Origin of the sequence: Phormidium sp. FACHB-1136, from assembly GCF_014697375.1 — a bacterium.
Taxonomy (GTDB): Bacteria; Cyanobacteriota; Cyanobacteriia; order Phormidesmidales; family Phormidesmidaceae; genus Nodosilinea.
Genome location: NZ_JACJRS010000015.1, coordinates 44,644 through 62,548, shown reverse-complemented (window position 1 = coordinate 62,548; position 17,905 = coordinate 44,644). Strand labels below are relative to the sequence as shown.

The window sequence follows — 17,905 nt, the reverse complement described above, 5'->3', positions numbered from 1 at the left end:
AGGGACTCAAAACCAGGTCTGTGACGAGGTTGGACAGGTAGACCCGCCAACGGAAACCGTACACAACTCACACCAAAGCTGCTCTCTATGGTGACAGAGCTAGATCGATTCAGACAACCTATTGTCAAAAAACGTGAGTTTTTCAGGATTTCGCCAAATTTTCCGATGACTTGCTGGCCGTTGAGCATTCCCCCTAGCCCGTGAGCCAACGGCCCAGATTTTTGCATCAAGAAATGGCTGGCGCACTTTAGCGGAAAACTCTTTCAGGAGTTGATGATCGCGCATTTCCATGCTGTTTGTCGTCTTACTTAACGCAGACTTGGGACCGCAGAACGAGCAGAACGACCCAGAGCGGAGGCCCCCAACGGGTTTTATTCTGGTGTGGCTTGGCCCTGCCATCCGTCTACGGCGTAGATGTCGCGCCCTTGACCGAGGGCAAAGCGGAGGGAGTGGGGGAGGTCTTTGCTGGAGGCCGTAATGAAAATGAGGAGGCCCGTCAAGGTCATCACTCCGGCGAGGCCAAAGATGCCGCGATAGCTGAGGGCATCGGCGATGGTTCCAAAAACGGGGCCAGCCAGGGCAATACCCACATCAAACCCCACCATGGCAAGGCCAAAGGTGCGGCCTCGGTCGGCGGGGCTGGATCGGTCGCCCATCAAGGCGGCAATCATGGGAATCAGTGTCCCGGCCCCAAAGCCCTGGATTACCCCAGCCAACAGAAACAGGGGAGCGCTATTGGCCAGCCAAAAGATCCCCATAGCGAGGCTATAGATCAGCAGACTGGCGGTGATGAATCGTCCCCGTCCGTAGCGGTCGGAGGCTCGGCCCACCACCAGTCGAGAGGTAAAACTGGCCACGGCGGAGGCGGCGTAGATCAGGCCGACGTTCAGCGCTAACCCAGCCTCGCGCACGTAGAGGGGCACAAAGGTGCTCAGGGTGCCAAAGGCCAGACCGACCAGCAGTAAAATCATGGCTGGGGTGCGCACCCGACCTGACCAAAGTTGGCTCCAAAAGGCAGTATCAGCGGTCTTGGCCTGTCCCGCACCGGGGCGGTAGGGTTCCTCTAGGCGCAGCACCAGGAACAGGCCCAGGAATCCCAGAATCCCCATTACCAAAAACGCCACCCGAAAGCCTGAAGCTTCGTACAAAAAGCCCCCCAGCGCTGGCCCTAGGGCAAGGCCGAGGGGATTCACGAGGGTCATATAACCAATCAGTTCGCCACGATTGGCAGGGGGAGCCAGATCCACGACCAGGGCGCTGTAGGCCACCACAAAGGCGGCAATGCTGAGACCGTGGAAGGCCCGAATGGCGATGAGGGCGAGGATAGACCCATCCACGGTTAGCCTCCATGCCCCCAGGGAAATCGGAAACTGGAGGTGGGGCAGCATTTGCACCAGTAAGTAGCCAAAGGGAGCCAGGGCCACGGCGATGAGGCCAATGATCATCACCAGCTTGCGGCCACGGGTATCCGCCAAACGAGCCAGGGCCGGACGCGCCACCAACAGCCCAATGGCAAAGGAGGCCATCACAATACCGATTTGCTGGCCGCTGCCGCCCAGGGTTTCGATGAACAGGGGCAGGGTGGGCAATAGCCCCGCCAACCCCGACCAAAAGCACAGCCCTGCGGCAAACAAGATGGCTAAATTGGCCCGCACCGATGGGCTAAAGGTGGAAAAAATAGTCACGCTGGAAGGCTCCCCGATGAGATGATCACGCCCTGGGGCAAGGGTGCCCCATCTCTTAATGTAAACAAATGTTTAGGAGAATGGCTGGATTACAGAAAACGACTCTTGGCCCTAGATTATCCGGATTTGCCTCGCCGGATTGGGTAGTCACGCAGTAGGCTACAGGGGGGCCTCTGGTTTGTCCTCAGTGGATTCTAGGGAACCTCCCCCAGCTTGCCCAAAGCTTGCGTTTAATAATGAACCTACGCCATAAAACGCTGCTGTTGACGACGGTTCCCCTGCTGGGGTTTCTGGTGCTTGTCTATGCCAGTCTATCCGTGGTTTTGCAGCGTAGCTATCACCGCCTAGAGCAAGAGGACGCCCAGCGCAATGTGCAGCGGGTGGAGGAAGCTGCGATCAGCGATCTGAACCAGTTGCATAGTGTCACGGAGGACTGGGCCGTCCGGGATGACACCTATCAATTTATTCGGGACGGCAACGCCGCCTACGTGGCCTCCAACTTTCAAAAGTACGCCTTTGAAAGCCTGAGGATCAATCTCATCGTGCTGGTGAACACCCAGGGCGAGGTGATCTATAGCAACGCCTACAACTTGGAACAGGGCGAGTTTGCCCCCGTTCCCCCCGGCATCCTGGCCCAACTGGAGGCGGATAGTCCATTGCTGAAGTTTCCCCATGTGGCCTATCACCACCAGGGGTTGATGCGCGTGGATGACCACCTGATCCTAGCGGTGGTGGAGCCAATTTTGCGGAGTGACGCCACCGGGCCACCCAGGGGAGCCATACTCATAGGCCGCTATCTCAATTCGTCGGTGGAGGCGGATCTAATCCGTCGCACCCAGGTGAGTTTCACCGTTCACCCAGACCTAGACGCGATAGATCTTGCCGCAGGGGCGGATCTGGGCAACCGGGGTCATCTGGGCAACCGGGGTCATCTAGACAAGCTGGGGCTGAACAATCCGGGGCAGGCCCATAACATACCAGCCATTCTGGATCCGTTGATGGCCGAAGCCGCTGCACGCCTTGCCGCCAACCGAGTCCAGACACCGACCCTAGGACGCACCCCATCCCCCACGCGGCTAACCGCTCAGGATCACACCTTGCTCAAGGGCTATGCCCTGTGGCCCAATATCTACGGCCAACCCCAGGCGCTCCTAGAGGTGAACCTCCCCCGTGATATCTATCGACAAGGACAACTCAGCCGCCAAACCCTGGGGCTGGCGCTGCTAGGAGCCTGTGTGATTTCCACCGGAGCCATTTTGCTGCTGCTGGATCGGGTGATTTTGCGGCGCATGGTGACCCTCAGCCAGGAGGTGGAGCACATTGGCCAAACCAACGACCTCACCCAGCGGGTGGCGGTGCAGGGGGAGGACGAACTCAGCCACCTGAGCCAGCGGGTGAACGCCATGTTGGATGAGATTCAGGAGAGTTCTAAAAAGCTGCAAGCAGAGCAACAGCGGGCTGAAAACCTGCTGCTGAACATCCTGCCAGAGCCCATCGCCGACGAGTTGATGCACACCAGCACCTCGGTGCCCCAGCACTTTGATGAGGTGACCATTCTCTTTGCCGACATTGTGGGCTTTACCCAGTTGTCTAGCCGCCTATCGCCGATTCGGTTAGTGCAGATCCTCAACGATATTTTCTCCAGCTTTGACGCCCTCGCCGAGCAGTTTGATCTCGAAAAAATCAAAACCATTGGCGATGCCTACATGGTGGCGGCTGGTCTGCCCAACCCCCGCCCCGACCATACCGAGGCCATTGCCGAAATGGCCCTAGCGATGCAGCATGTGGTGACCAACTTCGACATTGGCGAAGATGCCCCCATTAGTATTCGCATTGGCATCAACACTGGGGTGGTGGTGGCCGGGGTGATTGGCACCAAAAAATTTATCTACGACCTTTGGGGCGACGCGGTGAACGTGGCCAGCCGCATGGAATCCCTAGGGGAACCGGGCCGAATCCAAGTCACTGCTAGTACCTACGAACGCCTCAAGGATCGCTATCACCTCGAACCGAGGGGCACCATCCCAGTCAAGGGCCGGGGCGACATGGAGACCTACTGGCTACGGGGGCCACGATCTGAACCTCCCCAACCGCCCCCAATCAACGCCACCCCTGGAGACTGCACTAACCCAACCCATGGGGGATATTCCACCTCGGTGGCCGAGATGTCCTAAAAGTCTGTAAAGTCGCAGATCCGCCCTCGGTTATCCGAATTGCTATCGCCTAATGGGGTAGTCAGGCAGTAGGCTACAGGAGATCTCTCTGATTTGCCCTAGGTGATTTCTCTGAGCCTGTCCCACGCTCGCCCCCGACAATGAACCTACGCCATCAAACCCTGCTGTTGATCACCGTGCCCGTACTGGGGTTTCTGGTGATGATCTACGCCAGTCTATCGATGATGTTGCAGCGCAGCTATCAGCGCCTAGAGCAGGAAGATGCCCAGCGCAATGTGCAGCGGGTGGAGCAAGCCCTGGCCAACGATCTAGATCAACTGCAACGGCTCACCAGCGACTGGGCCGCTTGGGACGAAACCTATGGGTTTGCCAAAGGGGAGAATGACCGCTACATCGAAGACAACCTCAAGGCTTCGGCCCTGCGCAACCTAGACCTAAACTTCATCATTGTGATCAACACCGCCGGACAGATCGTCCACGGCGTCCACTACGATATTCCGTCTAGGCGGTTGGTGACGGCCATCCCCCCGGATCTCCTGACCCATCTCACCGCCGAGAGCCCACTTCTGCAATTCCCCCACCTGGCCCACTATCACGAGGGGCTTTTGCCCGTGAAGGATCAACTGATCCTAACGGTGGTCAAGCCGATCCTACGCAATGATAATATCGGCCCCGCCGCCGGATCCCTATTGATGGGGCGCTACCTCAATGCAGCCGTGGAGGAGGATCTGGAGCAGCGCACCCAGATCAATCTCACGATTCACCCTGAGCTTGACGCCCTTGGCTCTACCCCCCTCCAGGCCATCGTGGCGGACTTGCTGGCCCAGGTGCCGAGCCTGCCCCCCTCCCGCCTCGACTTCCGCCCTGCCCTCGGAGACTCCCCATCCCCCACCCAGCTTCAGATTCAAGACCGGAACCTACTGAAGGGCTATGCCCTCTGGTCGAATATCTACGGCCAGCCCCAAGCCCTGCTGGAGGTATCCCTCCCCCGCGACCTCCATCACCAGGGAGAGCTTAGCCGCAGAACCCTTGGGTTGGCTCTGTTGGGAGCCTGTGTACTGTTCACCGGGGCCATTTTGCTGCTGCTGGATCGGGCGATTTTGCAACGGGTGATCCGGCTTAGCCAGGAGGTGCGATCCATTGGCACCACCAATGACCTCACCCAGCGAGTGGCGGTACAGGGCGAGGACGAACTCAGTCACCTCACCCAGCAGGTGAACGCCATGCTAGACGACCTGCAAGTGAGCGCTGAAAAGCTGCAAGCGGAGCAACAACGGGCCGAAACCCTGCTGCTGAACATCCTGCCAGGGCCCATCGCCGACGAACTGATGCATAGCCGCACCTCCGTGCCCCAGCATTTCGATGAGGTCAGCATTTTGTTCGCGGACATTGTAGAGTTTACCCAACTCTCCCGCCACCTCTCGCCGATTCAACTGGTGGAGTTGCTGAACCGAATTTTCTCCGCCTTTGATGCGTTGGCAGAACAGTTTGGCCTCGAAAAAATCAAAACCATTGGCGATGCCTACATGGTGGCCGCTGGTCTGCCCACCCCCCGCCCCGACCATGCCGAAGCACTGGCCGACATGGCCCTAGCCATGCAGCAGGTCACCACGGCCTTTGAAGTGATGGCTGGGGAACCCCTGCGGCTTCGCATTGGCATCAACACCGGGGTGGTGGTGGCCGGGGTGATTGGCACCAAGAAATTTATCTACGACCTCTGGGGCGATGCGGTGAATGTGGCCAGCCGCATGGAATCTCTGGGGGAACCGGGTCGAATTCAAGTCACCGCCAGCACCTACCAACACCTCAAGGATCGCTATTACCTCGAACCGAGGGGCACCATCCAAGTCAAGGGCCGAGGCAGCATGGAAACCTACTGGCTGCGCGGGCCAAGGTTCCCATCATCCCACCCCCCACAAAACACCCCGCCCCTGGGGACTGTGCCAGCCAGGTCAGCGGGGGGTATTCAGCCGTGAGGGCGGGTTCAAGACAACGGGTTCAAGACAACGGGTTCAAGACTAACGAACTCGACACCAATGCCAAGATGGACAGACCAACGGGAAATCTAGCTCATGGCCGAGCCACTGCGGTCGTAGCTGCGGGCGGCATTGGCGGAAGGCTTGCCTTGGATACTGCTCCAGTGGTGAGCATCACCGGGCATCCCTACCTCTTCATTCGTGCGACACAGCATAGACTGCTGGCGGTTTTTAATCATATGGTGGTGGCGCATCATCAGCACACGGGCTTGATCTTGGGCAGACATGGCGGAACCTCTCGGTAAGCTTGGGCGGAGTAGCAGGGGTGGGGAGATGGCATCGCCCCTCTACTAATCAAAATAATTGAAAAAACTGTATAAAATACTACCGATTAGAAAGCTGTCATAAAAAGCAAGGATTGTTAATGCTTCGCAACTGAAATGACACCTTCGTTAATCTAGGGACTGGAGGGCTACCCTGTGGCCTTGTTCTCAGGCGACAGAGTTCTCAGGCGACAGAGATCTCAGGCGACAGAGTGCCCAGTCGGTATAGTAATTGAGAGGCAATCGTGGCTTTTCCACTTGGGTTGGGGAGGCCATCTTCGGCAAAGGGGAGAGATTTTCCATGGCACAACCGTCTATCCTAGGCTGGCATGTTCCCTGGCAAGGGGTTAGGGGCTGGTTTCGGCTGTATTGGATGAGCCGATTTTGGTTACAGATGGCCTGGTGGCTTCGTGGGCGGGGTTGGGGGCGGGGCGGTCTAGTCGTGCTGCTGATCCTGGTTCTGATGCTGCCCCTGGGGGGATGTAGCCTGGAGCAATTTGCCAAGGCCGAAGCCAATATTCCCCGCTTAGTGCTCAGTACCCTCAGCGACCCCAAGACCTTTAACCCCATCTTGAGCCAAGAATCGCCCAATATCTTTAGCTGGACCTTTGAGGGACTGACGGGCACCGATGGCCTGACCGGAGACGTGATTCCGGCCCTGGCGGAAAGCTGGGACATTTCTGAGGACGGCAAAACCATTGTGTTTACCCTGCGGGAGGGGTTGCGGTGGTCGGATGGGGCACCGCTGACGGTGGAGGACGTGGTGTTCACCTACGAGGTGCTGTTTAACTCCGACATCCCCACCAATGGCCGCGACAGCTTCCGCATTGGCACCCAAGGCTTGCTGCCCACGGTGACGGCGGTGGATGATCGGCGGGTGCAGTTTTCCTTGCCAGAACCCTTTGCCCCCATTCTGCGCAACACGGAGACCGAAATCATCCCGGCCCACATTCTGCGGCCATCGGTGGAGACCACAGGGGCCGACGGGACGCCGCTGTTTCTATCCACCTGGGGCACCGACACGCCCCCCGCCCAAATCATTACCAATGGCCCCTATCGCCTGGGGCAATATATTCCGGGAGAGCGGGTGATTTTCGAGCGGAATCCCTACTACTGGAAGCAGGATGGGGCGGGTAACCCTCAGCCTTTCATCGAGCAAATTGTCTGGCAAATTGTTGGGTCTACGGATACGGCCTTTTTGCAGTTTCGATCCGGTGGCCTAGATTCCGTTGGGGTGCAGCCCAGTTTCTTTTCCCTGCTGAAACAGGAGGAGGATCGCGGCAATTTCACCATCTACAACGGTGGCCCCGACCTGGGCACCAACTTCTTCTTCTTTAATCTCAATCAGGCGAGCCGCAACGGCAAACCCCTGGTCGATCCGATCCGATCTCGTTGGTTTAACGATGTCGCCTTTCGGCAGGCCATTTCCTACGGCATCGACCGAGAAACCCTGATCAACAACATTTTTCAAGGGCTAGGGGCCGTCCAAACCTCCCCAATTTCCGTCCCCAGCCCCTTCTTTGCGCCCCCAGAAATGGGCATCCGCACCTACGACTACAACCCCGAAAAAGCCCAAGAACTCCTGACCTCAGCGGGCTTTTCCCTGGATAGTTCTGGCCAATTGGTAGACCCCGATGGCAACCGAGTGCGGTTCACCCTGATCACCAATTCTGGCAACCGCATTCGGGAATCCATCGGAGCCCAAATTAAAACCGACCTAGAGCGCCTGGGCATTCAGGTAGACTTCCAACCCCTCGCCTTCAACGTGCTGGTGGATCGCCTCACCGATAGCCTGGAGTGGGAAGCCTGCATCCTGGGTCTGACGGGTGGCCTAGAACCCAACGGTGGCGCAAACGTGTGGCTGCTGGATGGTGCCCTCCATGCCTTTAACCAACAGGCTGGCCCCAGCCAAACGCCCCTAGAAGGATGGCAAGCCGCCGACTGGGAACGCCGTATCGCCGATCTCTACATCCAAGCCGCCCAGGAAATCGACGAGGAAAGCCGCTTTGAACTCTACCAAGAAACCCAGCAACTCACCCAGGAATATCTCCCCTTCATCTACCTGATCAACAACCTCTCCCTGGCGGCGGTGCGGAACACGGTGGAAGGGGTGCAATACACGGCCATCGGCGGCGCATTCTGGAATATCTACGAACTCCAGATCGCCGAGGAATAATGAAAACCCTTGCGACAAAAGCGTTTCAGACAACGAAAAACCCAGGTCGTGCCCAATCCCCAAGCCAAGAATCCCATCATCCTCAACGATCTCCGCCATATGTAAAGAAAAGAAATAAGCCTACGTGTTTATACAGAGGTATGCTAGATTCATATCAAGTTGGTCGCAAAACGCTGACGGAGATCGTCATTAACCTTCAGGGTCAGTCACTCAGATTAAGCAAACGTCCATCTCATATCAAATCCGCATTGGAAAACTCCGATCCCTAGCTCGAAAAATCCTAGGATTGAGATCTCCTCGTCCGCTGATACCAGGGGTAAACCAGTCGAATTGAGTGTCCGTAGGCTAAAGCTCACCTAGAGCAAGATCAGGGTTTCAAGATCAGATCATCAAAAAGTCAGGTTCGAGAGGATTGACTTAAGTCGGGAGAATTTTGGTTCCGGAATCTTCAGAAGTCAGAGATCAGAAGCTAGCAAGCTATTGTGCATTTAGATGGCATAGAAATTGTTCTGAATCCCTAGCGATAAGGCTTTCGGAACGATTAGCCTAGCGCAGCTTAAATGACTAATAATTGACTCTGCTAGAGTCTTAACGTCTAATGTCTCAGGGTTCTCCATGAGATTCATTTCGCCTTGGGTTGACACTCAGATTCAGAGATCGCGGTTCTCTGATTGATGAGGTACACCTACAGCCTGTGAACAAGGGGCTTAAGCCCCTTGCCTGTGTCGCATCTTACTGAAAGCCGCCATAAGCCATTTAGGGTGGTTTTAATAAGTCTTAGGTAGTACGTTCATGAACGTACTACCTAAGCATCAGGGGTGGATCAACATACAGGAATTATCATTCAACAATTTGATTAGTAGGAAAGTCACTCATGGTTAATTCATCTGATAATCGGTTGAAGGGATATCTCGGCAGATTCAAAAATCCTCTTAAGCGACCTCCAATGGGAGGAATCACTCAGCGTTTTGCCCGATTTGCTGTAGTGCGAAAAACCTACAGTCTATTTAAATTTGCTCAGCAATACTATTTTTCTAGATTTTATTCTCCTGCCCTAAATGCTGCTGAGACCTCTGTGTTTAGCTGGCATACGTTGTCACAACACACTCGAAATATGCATCAAGCAGGGGTATCCCTAGGATTAAGGCTACCTGAAAATATGGTGACAGAAATCCTAGATTATGCCCTCAAGACGCCTTGTAGGGAACCTGGCTATCAGCGAAACTTTTATATCTCAGAAGTTCATAATGGACACTTGGCCGATGGCCATCCTGTCATGCGTGCCCTAGTAACGGCCAGTCCTGGGCAGACTTGCCCTGCTATTCAGCAGCTCCTAGAGGATCCCTTTCTCCTAACCATTGTCCACGATTATCTCCACTATCACCCGACAAAAATCAGTTGGCATCTAACTTGGAGTATTGCCTCTCCTTTGCCGCATGATGTCATTCGTCAAACCTATCCTCCAGTCAGTTTTCACTACGATATTGCCGGATATAATTTCATGACGGCTTACTTTTACATCACTGATGTAGACGAGAATTCTGGCCCCCATGTCATGATTCAAGGCTCCCGCACAGGTAAACCATTCAAGATGTTAATTTCTGGTGGTTGCCAAAGTGATGAAGCGGTGATGCGTTATTACGGCAAAGAAAAGGAGTTGGTTATCACAGGGTCACGAGGATTTGGCTTTGTACAAGATCCCTCTTGTTTCCACAAGGTCATCCCCCCACAGACATCTCATCGTCTGCTCTTGCAAATCCGCTATTCCTAGAGGCGGCTTTGAAGGCTGGGCTGCGGCTAGGGGCATCGCCGCTCGGATCCGTGCCCTGCGGGGAACAGGTCGCCAAGGATACAGAAGGTGCTGAACTTTGGCGACACAACATACTAAACCGAAGAAATTGGGGCAATCTAAGAGATATGGAGAGAGGAAAGGTGCCGTTCGATTAGAAAACCCCGCAGGGCTAGAGTTATGGTAAACGTACCTGCTGCTGCCATCGATGATGCGCAAGGGAGCGCGGTGAGCGGCGAGGATCAGGATGGCCTCCAGATCAACGCCCTGGACGTTGAGGGCCAGGATCTTTTGGCCAGCGTGCTCGATCGAATTAACGATGGGGTGCTGGCCCTAGATACCCAGAGTCGGGTGGTGTATCTCAACCCACGGGCAACGCAAATACTCCATCGATCCCTGGCGGAACTGCGGGGGAAAAACGTTTGGGCAGAATTTCCAGACGCCGTAGACCACCCGGTCTATGCCCAGGCGCAGCAGGCCATGGCGGAGCAGCGTCCCATCAATGCGACCTTTTTTTACCCTCCGTTCCAGCGCTGGTTTGAGAACCGCATTTACCCCAGCCATGATGGCCTCACCTTCTACTTTACGGATGTGACGGAACACCAGCAGGCGGCCCAGGAACGGCAACAAACCGAGCAACTGCGGGTGGAGCTGAATCTGCTGGAGACCACCCTGGAATCGATTCTGGCGGGCTATTGGGATATTGATTTTGCCCAAGGCATCAACTACATGAGCCCCGGCCTGAAGCGGATGTTTGGCTATGACGATGCCGACCTGCCCACGGAGGTAGACACCTGGCAGCGGCTGATTTTTGCGGAGGACTTGCCCCCTACCCTGGCCTGTATGGATCGGCACATTGCCAGCCACGGCGTAGAGCCCTACTACAACGAGGTGCGCTATCACCACAGAGACGGATCGACAGTGTGGGTGCTTTGCGCCGGACGGGTGATTGAGTGGGACGACGCTGGGAATCCGCTCCATATGGTGGGGTGCCATGTGGATATTACCCGACTGAAAGAGGCCGAAGCGAAGCTGCAACGGAGCGAAGCCCACCTACGGGAGGCCCAACGCATCGGTAATCTCGGCAGTTGGACCTTTGAACTGGCCACGGAGCGGATTCTTTGGTCGGATCAGCTTTATCGCATTTTTGGCCTGTCCCTAGATACCGTCCTGGTCAATTTTGAGGATCTACAGCAGCGTTTTCATCCAGAGGATCGGGAACGTCATCGTCAGGTGGTGGATCAACTCCTGTCTACCCACGAGCCCTACGATGAGGAATTTCGGATTGTGCGCCCCGATGGTACCGAAGTCATGATTAACGTGCGCGGAGAAACCCTTTGCAACGACCAAGGCGTGGTGACTCACCTCACGGGCACGGCCCAGGACGTTACCCAGCGCAAACGGGCAGAACGTCAGATGGAGGAGATCTCCCTGCGGTTGAGTGTGGCCCTAGACTCTGGCCGCATTGGCACCTGGACCATTGACCTCCAAACCGAGGCCGTGACCTGGGATGATCGGCTGTTGCACATCTACGGCCTAGACCACGGCCCTACCAGCCTAGGAGAATGGCTACAAACCTTCCACCGAGAGGATTTACCCCTGCTGGAGGCCGATCTGGTGCGGGTGCTCTCCGGTGCCCAGCCCACCTCCCAAACCCTGCGTTTTTTTCGACAGGATGGCGAATTGCGCTGGGTGCGGGCCACCGCCCTGATGGAAACCGATGCCAGCGGACAACCCTGGCGCATGATTGGCACCATGATTGACATCACTGAGGCCAAGCTGGCGGAGGAGCAGATTCGCCAAACCTCGGCCCAACTGGAAGCCTCAAACCGGGAGCTAGAAGCCTTTGCCTACTCGGTTTCCCACGATTTACGCGCTCCCCTGCGGGCCATTGATGGCTTCAGTCAGGCGCTCCTAGAAGACTATGGCGACCGGGTGGATGCCGACGGGCAGGATTATTTTCGCCGCATTCGCCACAACATTCAGCGCATGGGCCAGCTCATTGATGACCTGCTGCGGTTGTCGCGGGTGTCGCGGGCGGCGATGCACTATCAATGGGTGGATCTGAGCGCTTTAGTCCAGGAACAGGTGGCGGAACTTCAGCGGGATGAGCCGGAACGTTGCGTTGACCTCCACCTAACGCCGGATCTCACAGCCTGGGCGGATCGAACCTTGATGCAGGTGGTAATCACCAATTTGGTGCAAAATGCCTGGAAATTTACCAGCCACCATCCCCAGGCCCACATTACCTTTGGCCAAACCCAACAGGATGGCGAAACCGTCTATTTTCTCCAGGACGATGGGGCCGGATTTGACATGGCCTACGCCAACCAGCTTTTTGGAGTCTTCCAGCGTCTCCACAATACGGATGAATTCCCCGGTACGGGCATTGGGCTAGCCACGGTACAGCGGATTATCCATCGCCACGGTGGGCGCGTCTGGGCCGAGGCAACGGTGGAGCAGGGCGCGACCCTATCCTTCACCCTACCCCTGCGATCTGCCCTGGCGGAGGCACAACCATGACCACCCTACGCAGTATTTTGCTCGTGGAAGACAACCCCGATGACGAACGCCTCACCCTACGCGCCCTGCGTCGGGGTAACATCACCAATCCTGTGATTGTCGCCCACAATGGGGAGGAAGCATTGCAACGGCTAGGGGCCATGCATCCCCTCCCCATCGTCGTGTTTTTAGACCTGAAACTACCCAAGGTGGATGGTTTGGAGGTTCTGCGTCAGATTCGCAGCCGCGAGGCCACGCAGAACCTTCCCATCGTCGTGCTCACCTCGTCTAGCGAGGAGCGTGATATTTTCAACAGCTACCATCTAGGGGCCAATAGCTACGTCCGTAAGCCTGTATCCATGGACGAATTTACCACCGCTGTCGAGCGCTTGGGGATGTATTGGACACAGATTAATCAGGTTAGTTCCTACCTCTGAACGTTGTCGCTGCCATTTATGAACATCGCCGATGCTTCCCTCCGCGTCTTAATCGTCGAAGACTGTGATGATGATGCCGTGCTACTGCGGCGCGAACTGAAGCGAGCTGGGTTTGAGGATCTCACCTGGGCTCAGGTGCAAACCGCCGATGACTTTAAGACAATCCTCCAGACCCAACCCTGGGATGTGGTGCTATCGGACTATAAACTACCCCACCTCAACGCCCCCGCCGCCCTCGATTTGCTGAAACAGAGCGGCCAGGATATCCCCTTTATCGTGGTATCGGGCACCGTGGGCGAGGCCACCGCCGTAGCCCTGATGCGGGCCGGAGCCTGCGACTATGTGATGAAGGACAACCTATCGCGCCTGGGGGAAGCGGTGCGACGGGAACTGCGCGATGCCCAGGATCGCCGAGAACGCCAGCAGGCCGAGAACGACCTAGAGCGCACCCGCGAACTGCTGAAACTGGCCATCGAGGGATCGGGCATTGGCCTGTGGAATTGGCACCTCCCTAGCGGCACCGTGTGGGTAAATGACCGCTGCATCCAAATGCTGGACTATTCTCCAACGACCCTCGACTTTACCCGCTACGAGACCTGGGTGCCGCTCATTCACCCCGACGACCAGGAAAAACACCTCGCCGCCCTCGCCGCCCATTTAGAAAACCTCACCCCTACCTTTGACAGCGAAATTCGGCTACGCCATCGCGAAGGCCACTGGGTTTGGGTGCTTAACCGGGGCAAAGTGGTGGAATGGGATGCCGACGACAAGCCCCAACTCCTGAGCGGCACCCTGACCGACATCACCGAACGCAAACAGGCCGAGGAAGAACGCCACCAAGCTGCGGCCCAAATCCTGTACAACAGCCTCCATGATGCCCTCACCGGGTTGCCCAACCGCAACTTTCTGAAGCAGCGCCTCGAATTAGCCATCCAGCGATCCCGGCGCTATCCCCAAGCCCAGTTTGCGGTGTTGTTTCTCGACCTCGACCACTTCAAGGTGATCAACGACAGCCTAGGCCACCAGGCGGGGGACGATATTTTGGTCGCCGTGGCCAACACCCTAGGGGGAATGGTGCGATCTAGCGACATGGCCGCTCGTCTGGGGGGCGATGAATTTGTGCTGCTACTGGAAGAAGTGGATAGTTTTCAGGTTGTGGAAGTCGTCGCAGAGCGTCTGCTCGAGGAATTGCAGAAACCCTTCCTGGTACAGGGGCGGGAGGTGTTTCTCAACGCCAGCCTCGGCATTGTCACCAGCCTTGCCCAATACCAGGACCCCACCGAACCCCTGCGTGACGCCGACATTGCCATGTATCGCGCCAAGGCACGGGGCCGAGGCTGCTTCGTCATTTTTGATGACTCAATGCGGCAGCAGATGCTCGATCGCCTCCAGCTTGAGCAGGATTTGCGACGGGCCATCGACCACCAGGAATTGGTGCTGCACTATCAACCCATTCTGCGACTGGCCACGGGCCAAGTTTGCGGCTTTGAGGTGTTGGTACGCTGGCACCATCCCCAGCGAGGGCTGTTGCTGCCCATAGAGTTCATCCCCATTGCCGAGGAAACTGGGTTGATTGTTCCCTTAGATCGCTGGGTGCTGAAGACGGGCCTGCAACAACTGGCTCTCTGGCAGCGCCACTATCCCTATCTCGCCCACCTCACCCTCAGCTTTAACGTTTCCATCCAAGACCTGTGGCGTGACGATTTGATTCCCTACCTCCAATCCATCCTGGCCCAGTCGGCCCTATCGCCCTGCTGCCTCAACCTAGAAATTACCGAAAGCACACTGATCCAAAACATCCAGGCCATGGCCCTACGGCTCCAACAACTGCGCGATCTGGGCCTCAGCATCACCATCGACGACTTCGGGACGGGCTATTCCTCCCTCAGCTACCTGCACCAGCTTCCGGTGAGCGCCCTTAAAATTGACCGCACCTTTGTAACCACCATGGAAACCCATGGCCCTAGCGCCAACATCGTGGAGACCCTGATTACCCTCAGCAACCGCCTGGGCCTAGAGGCCGTAGCCGAAGGCGTAGAAACTGATCATCAGCGGAAACAACTTCACGGGTTAGGCTGCGAACTAGCCCAGGGCCATTGGTTCACCCATCCCCTGTCTGCCCCCGACGCCGAACGCTGGCTGGTTGAGGCTGAAGCTGATCTCAACGCTAAGTAGCCCCTTGGGCCTGATTGCTCATTCCTGTGAGTCGTTGAGTCGTCTAGACTGGCCTACTGCTAGGATCTCCCAAGTCATCTCTACCACAGAGTGAGGGACGTTTTACCCTGAGCCTTGATGGGTGGCGCGAAATTCTCTGGGCGAAACGCCTGCCCAACGCTTGAACGCACGGGTGAAGTTGGCGGTATCGGTATAGCCTAGTTCGGCGGCAATATCGGTAATGGGGGCACTCTCGCCCTTAAGCCATTGGGCGGCCAGATGAAACCGCACTTCATCCACTAAATGGCCGTAGCTCACGCCGTGGTTAGCCAACCGACGCTGAAAACTCCGCACACTCATCCCCGATGCCCCGGCGGCTTGGGCAATGTTAGGGCCACCCTGGGGCAGCAAGGATTCGATCAGTTGCTTGAGGGATGGGAGGAAATCGAGGGCGGGGGCCGACTGATGCAGGACTTCAAACTGTCCTGGGACGGTGGATGACGGGTGCAGGGGTTGGCTAACGAACTCCCTCGGAATTTTGATGGCGTTGCAGGGCTGATTAAAACTAATCCGCACTCCTTCAAGGCCGTTGCAATCTAAAAGGGCCGGATTGTGCTGAGTCGTTAAATGTACTTCGGGCGGCTGCCACGTTGGCCCCAGAGCCATCCGTAGGACGTTTAAGTAAGCCATGATGCTAAAGCATTGAGCCTGGGAATGTGCTTGGTGATCTAGGGCGTATAGGTGGCTTTGCAACCAAAGGGCGTCGGTGCTCCACCGGAGACTAACGCGCTCTCCCGAATTGAGTAAGTTAATCGTCTTTTCGATGGTGGTTAATAGGTCATACAGGGTGAGCGAACAGCGAATCATGGCCCCAAACTGGCCGAGATGCGTCAGATTTGTTGATTGCCCTATCAAGAACCCGAAGTTATCAATTCCTTCGGCCCGTGCCACCTGTTCAGCAAAAATTGCGCTCTGCACCATGGGTATCAACCGCTCTGGATTGGTGAGCAGAACAGGCGACAGATTAGCTTGGTCTAGCCATCGTTCAGTGGGGGCACCAATTTGGTCTGAAAAGTCAGTAAAGCGGAGCAAAATAGCCGTTCTAATCAGGGGGATTGAATCCATAGGGCAATATTACTGAATAGTTTTGCAGCAATACTTTTAGATCGCTAGAGGTCAGGTTGATCGGTAGAAATGCCCTGCTTGCGGTCAGTTCCGGTTTTAGACGAGCGTGTCTTGGAGCTTGGGGCTTTGCCCAGGAGTTGATTGGGCAGAGGTATCTTAATCGTGGGTCGGCACCCTCCATTTCTTAAGATTATCTTTCGGATATTGGCGCAAAATGACAAGTCAGACAAGGGGGTAGGGTGATATTTCTAAGGTTATCCATATTAAGGGTCGTCTGCTGAGCGTTTTGCGCCTCAGGAGTTGACGGTTCCTGACGTTTAAAATCCTGAAAAACGCCATTAAGATACATCTTTCTTTACATTGATAGGCTTTTTTAATCCCTCTTTTAAATAGGCGGTTTGCCCGTGGATGGTGCTTTTAATATCAAAGAATTGTTAAGTAGCTTTGCTCAGCTAGCGGTGTTCGCCACGCTGTTGTCCATGGGTTTGGTGCTGGGGTTTAGCGGTATGGCGCGGCTCTGGCGACAGCCCGGTTTGCTGGTGCGCTCGGTGATTGCGGCCTTTGTCGTCGTGCCCGTGGCGGCCATGGTTTTGGTTTGGGTGCTGCCCCTATCCTTTGAGGTGCGGGCGGGCATTGGGGCGATGGCGATCATCCCTGGTGCGCCCTTTACCTACCGCAAGATGCTGAAGGGGGCGGGCGATCCGGAACTCGCAGGCAGTTTTCAGGCCACGATGGCGCTGTTGGCCGTTGTGCTGGTGCCGCTGTGGTTGGCCATTCTGGCGGCCCTGTATCCCAATGATGCCTCGGCGTCGGTGGCGGTGGTGGGGCGACAGATCCTCATGGTGCAAGGGATTCCGCTGATTGGTGGGGCGGCGATTCGGCAGTGGTTGCCCGATTTTGCTGAGGAATTTGCCGAACCCCTCAACCGCATTAGCTCGGCGATGCTGGTGGGTGTGGTGGTAGTGGTGCTGGCCATTGGGTTGGCCATGGTGCTGAAAGCGGGGCCACTGCCCATTTTGGCGGGGGTGCTGATGGCGGCGGCGGCCTTGGTGGCGGGGCACTACCTGGGCGGGCCAGATCCCTTTACTCGGCAAACCATTGCCCAGGCGACGGCCAGCCGCAATGCCGGGTTGGCGATTGCCCTGATTACGCTGAATTTCCCCAATGTGGCCCACGAAATTTTAGTCACCATTGCCGCCTACGCGGTGATGACGGCCATTGCCAGCAAAATCTACGTGCGTCTCTACCAAAAACAGTTGGCCAAAGCGGCCCCACCCTCTGAGATGACGCCGGGGCTGGAGTAGTGGGGTTTCCTGGGATTGATCCCCCCTAGCCCCCCTTGAAAAGGGGGAAATCGGATTCAAAGCCCCTCTTAAAAAGAGGGGGATCGGGTTCAAAGTCCCCCTTTCTAAGGGGGATTTAGGGGGATCTCCAAGGACGTACGGCATAAAACACGATGTGTATAACCAGCAGCTTATGAAGGGGAGTAATCAGGTAAATCGACGACCGATAGAACCTGGGGGGATCTGAAGCCCCGAAATTTGTACCTCACTCAACCAATAAC

Annotated in this window: 11 protein-coding genes; 8 read left to right on the top strand and 3 right to left on the bottom strand. The window is 56.3% G+C overall.

Annotated elements, in window-relative coordinates; all coding sequences use genetic code 11:
- Positions 1-371 precede the first annotated feature (371 nt).
- Positions 372-1,685 carry an MFS transporter gene (locus H6G62_RS06905; RefSeq protein WP_190493394.1) on the bottom strand — a complete coding sequence of 438 codons (1,314 nt, stop codon included), beginning with the start codon at positions 1,683-1,685 and terminating at the stop codon, positions 372-374.
- A gap of 236 nt (positions 1,686-1,921) precedes the next feature.
- Here H6G62_RS06905 and H6G62_RS06900 point away from each other — a divergent pair, with 236 nt between their 5' ends.
- Together H6G62_RS06900 and H6G62_RS06895 are read left to right on the top strand one after the other, a co-directional pair.
- Positions 1,922-3,859 (top strand): adenylate/guanylate cyclase domain-containing protein, encoded by a 1,938-nt coding sequence (locus tag H6G62_RS06900; protein ID WP_190493392.1) that lies wholly within the window; start codon positions 1,922-1,924, stop codon positions 3,857-3,859.
- Positions 3,860-3,999: 140 nt separating this feature from the next.
- Positions 4,000-5,835: an adenylate/guanylate cyclase domain-containing protein gene (locus H6G62_RS06895; RefSeq protein ID WP_242051862.1), complete on the top strand. Its 1,836-nt coding sequence runs from the start codon at positions 4,000-4,002 to the stop codon at positions 5,833-5,835.
- A gap of 89 nt (positions 5,836-5,924) precedes the next feature.
- Here H6G62_RS06895 and H6G62_RS06890 read toward each other — a convergent pair whose 3' ends face one another.
- A complete protein-coding gene (locus H6G62_RS06890; RefSeq protein WP_190493390.1) occupies positions 5,925-6,122 on the bottom strand; it encodes a hypothetical protein in 198 nt (65 codons plus the stop codon).
- A gap of 337 nt (positions 6,123-6,459) precedes the next feature.
- Between H6G62_RS06890 and H6G62_RS06885 the strand changes: the two genes are divergently transcribed.
- From H6G62_RS06885 to H6G62_RS06865, 5 genes are all read left to right on the top strand, one after another.
- On the top strand, positions 6,460-8,334 hold the full coding sequence (locus H6G62_RS06885) for an ABC transporter substrate-binding protein (protein WP_242051861.1): 1,875 nt from the start codon (positions 6,460-6,462) through the stop codon (positions 8,332-8,334).
- Between the two features lie 874 nt (positions 8,335-9,208).
- Entirely contained in the window at positions 9,209-10,105 is an 897-nt protein-coding gene (locus tag H6G62_RS06880) for a hypothetical protein (RefSeq protein WP_190493388.1), read from the top strand.
- A gap of 198 nt (positions 10,106-10,303) precedes the next feature.
- Complete coding sequence (locus H6G62_RS06875) at positions 10,304-12,646, top strand: PAS domain-containing protein (RefSeq protein WP_190493387.1); 2,343 nt, start codon at positions 10,304-10,306, stop codon at positions 12,644-12,646.
- Entirely contained in the window at positions 12,643-13,062 is a 420-nt protein-coding gene (locus H6G62_RS06870; RefSeq protein WP_190493379.1) for a response regulator, read from the top strand. Before H6G62_RS06875 ends, H6G62_RS06870 begins: the two co-directional genes overlap by 4 nt.
- Positions 13,063-13,080: 18 nt before the next feature.
- On the top strand, positions 13,081-15,237 hold the full coding sequence (locus H6G62_RS06865) for an EAL domain-containing protein (RefSeq protein WP_190493376.1): 2,157 nt from the start codon (positions 13,081-13,083) through the stop codon (positions 15,235-15,237).
- A gap of 102 nt (positions 15,238-15,339) precedes the next feature.
- Here H6G62_RS06865 and H6G62_RS06860 read toward each other — a convergent pair whose 3' ends face one another.
- The gene (locus H6G62_RS06860; RefSeq protein ID WP_190493374.1) at positions 15,340-16,341 is read right to left on the bottom strand and encodes an AraC family transcriptional regulator; all 1,002 of its coding nucleotides are present in this window, start codon (positions 16,339-16,341) and stop codon (positions 15,340-15,342) included.
- A 404-nt stretch (positions 16,342-16,745) separates the two neighbouring features.
- On the opposite strand from H6G62_RS06860, the gene H6G62_RS06855 reads away from it, so the two are divergent.
- Positions 16,746-17,645 (top strand): bile acid:sodium symporter, encoded by a 900-nt coding sequence (locus H6G62_RS06855; protein WP_190493372.1) that lies wholly within the window; start codon positions 16,746-16,748, stop codon positions 17,643-17,645.
- Positions 17,646-17,905 lie beyond the last annotated feature (260 nt).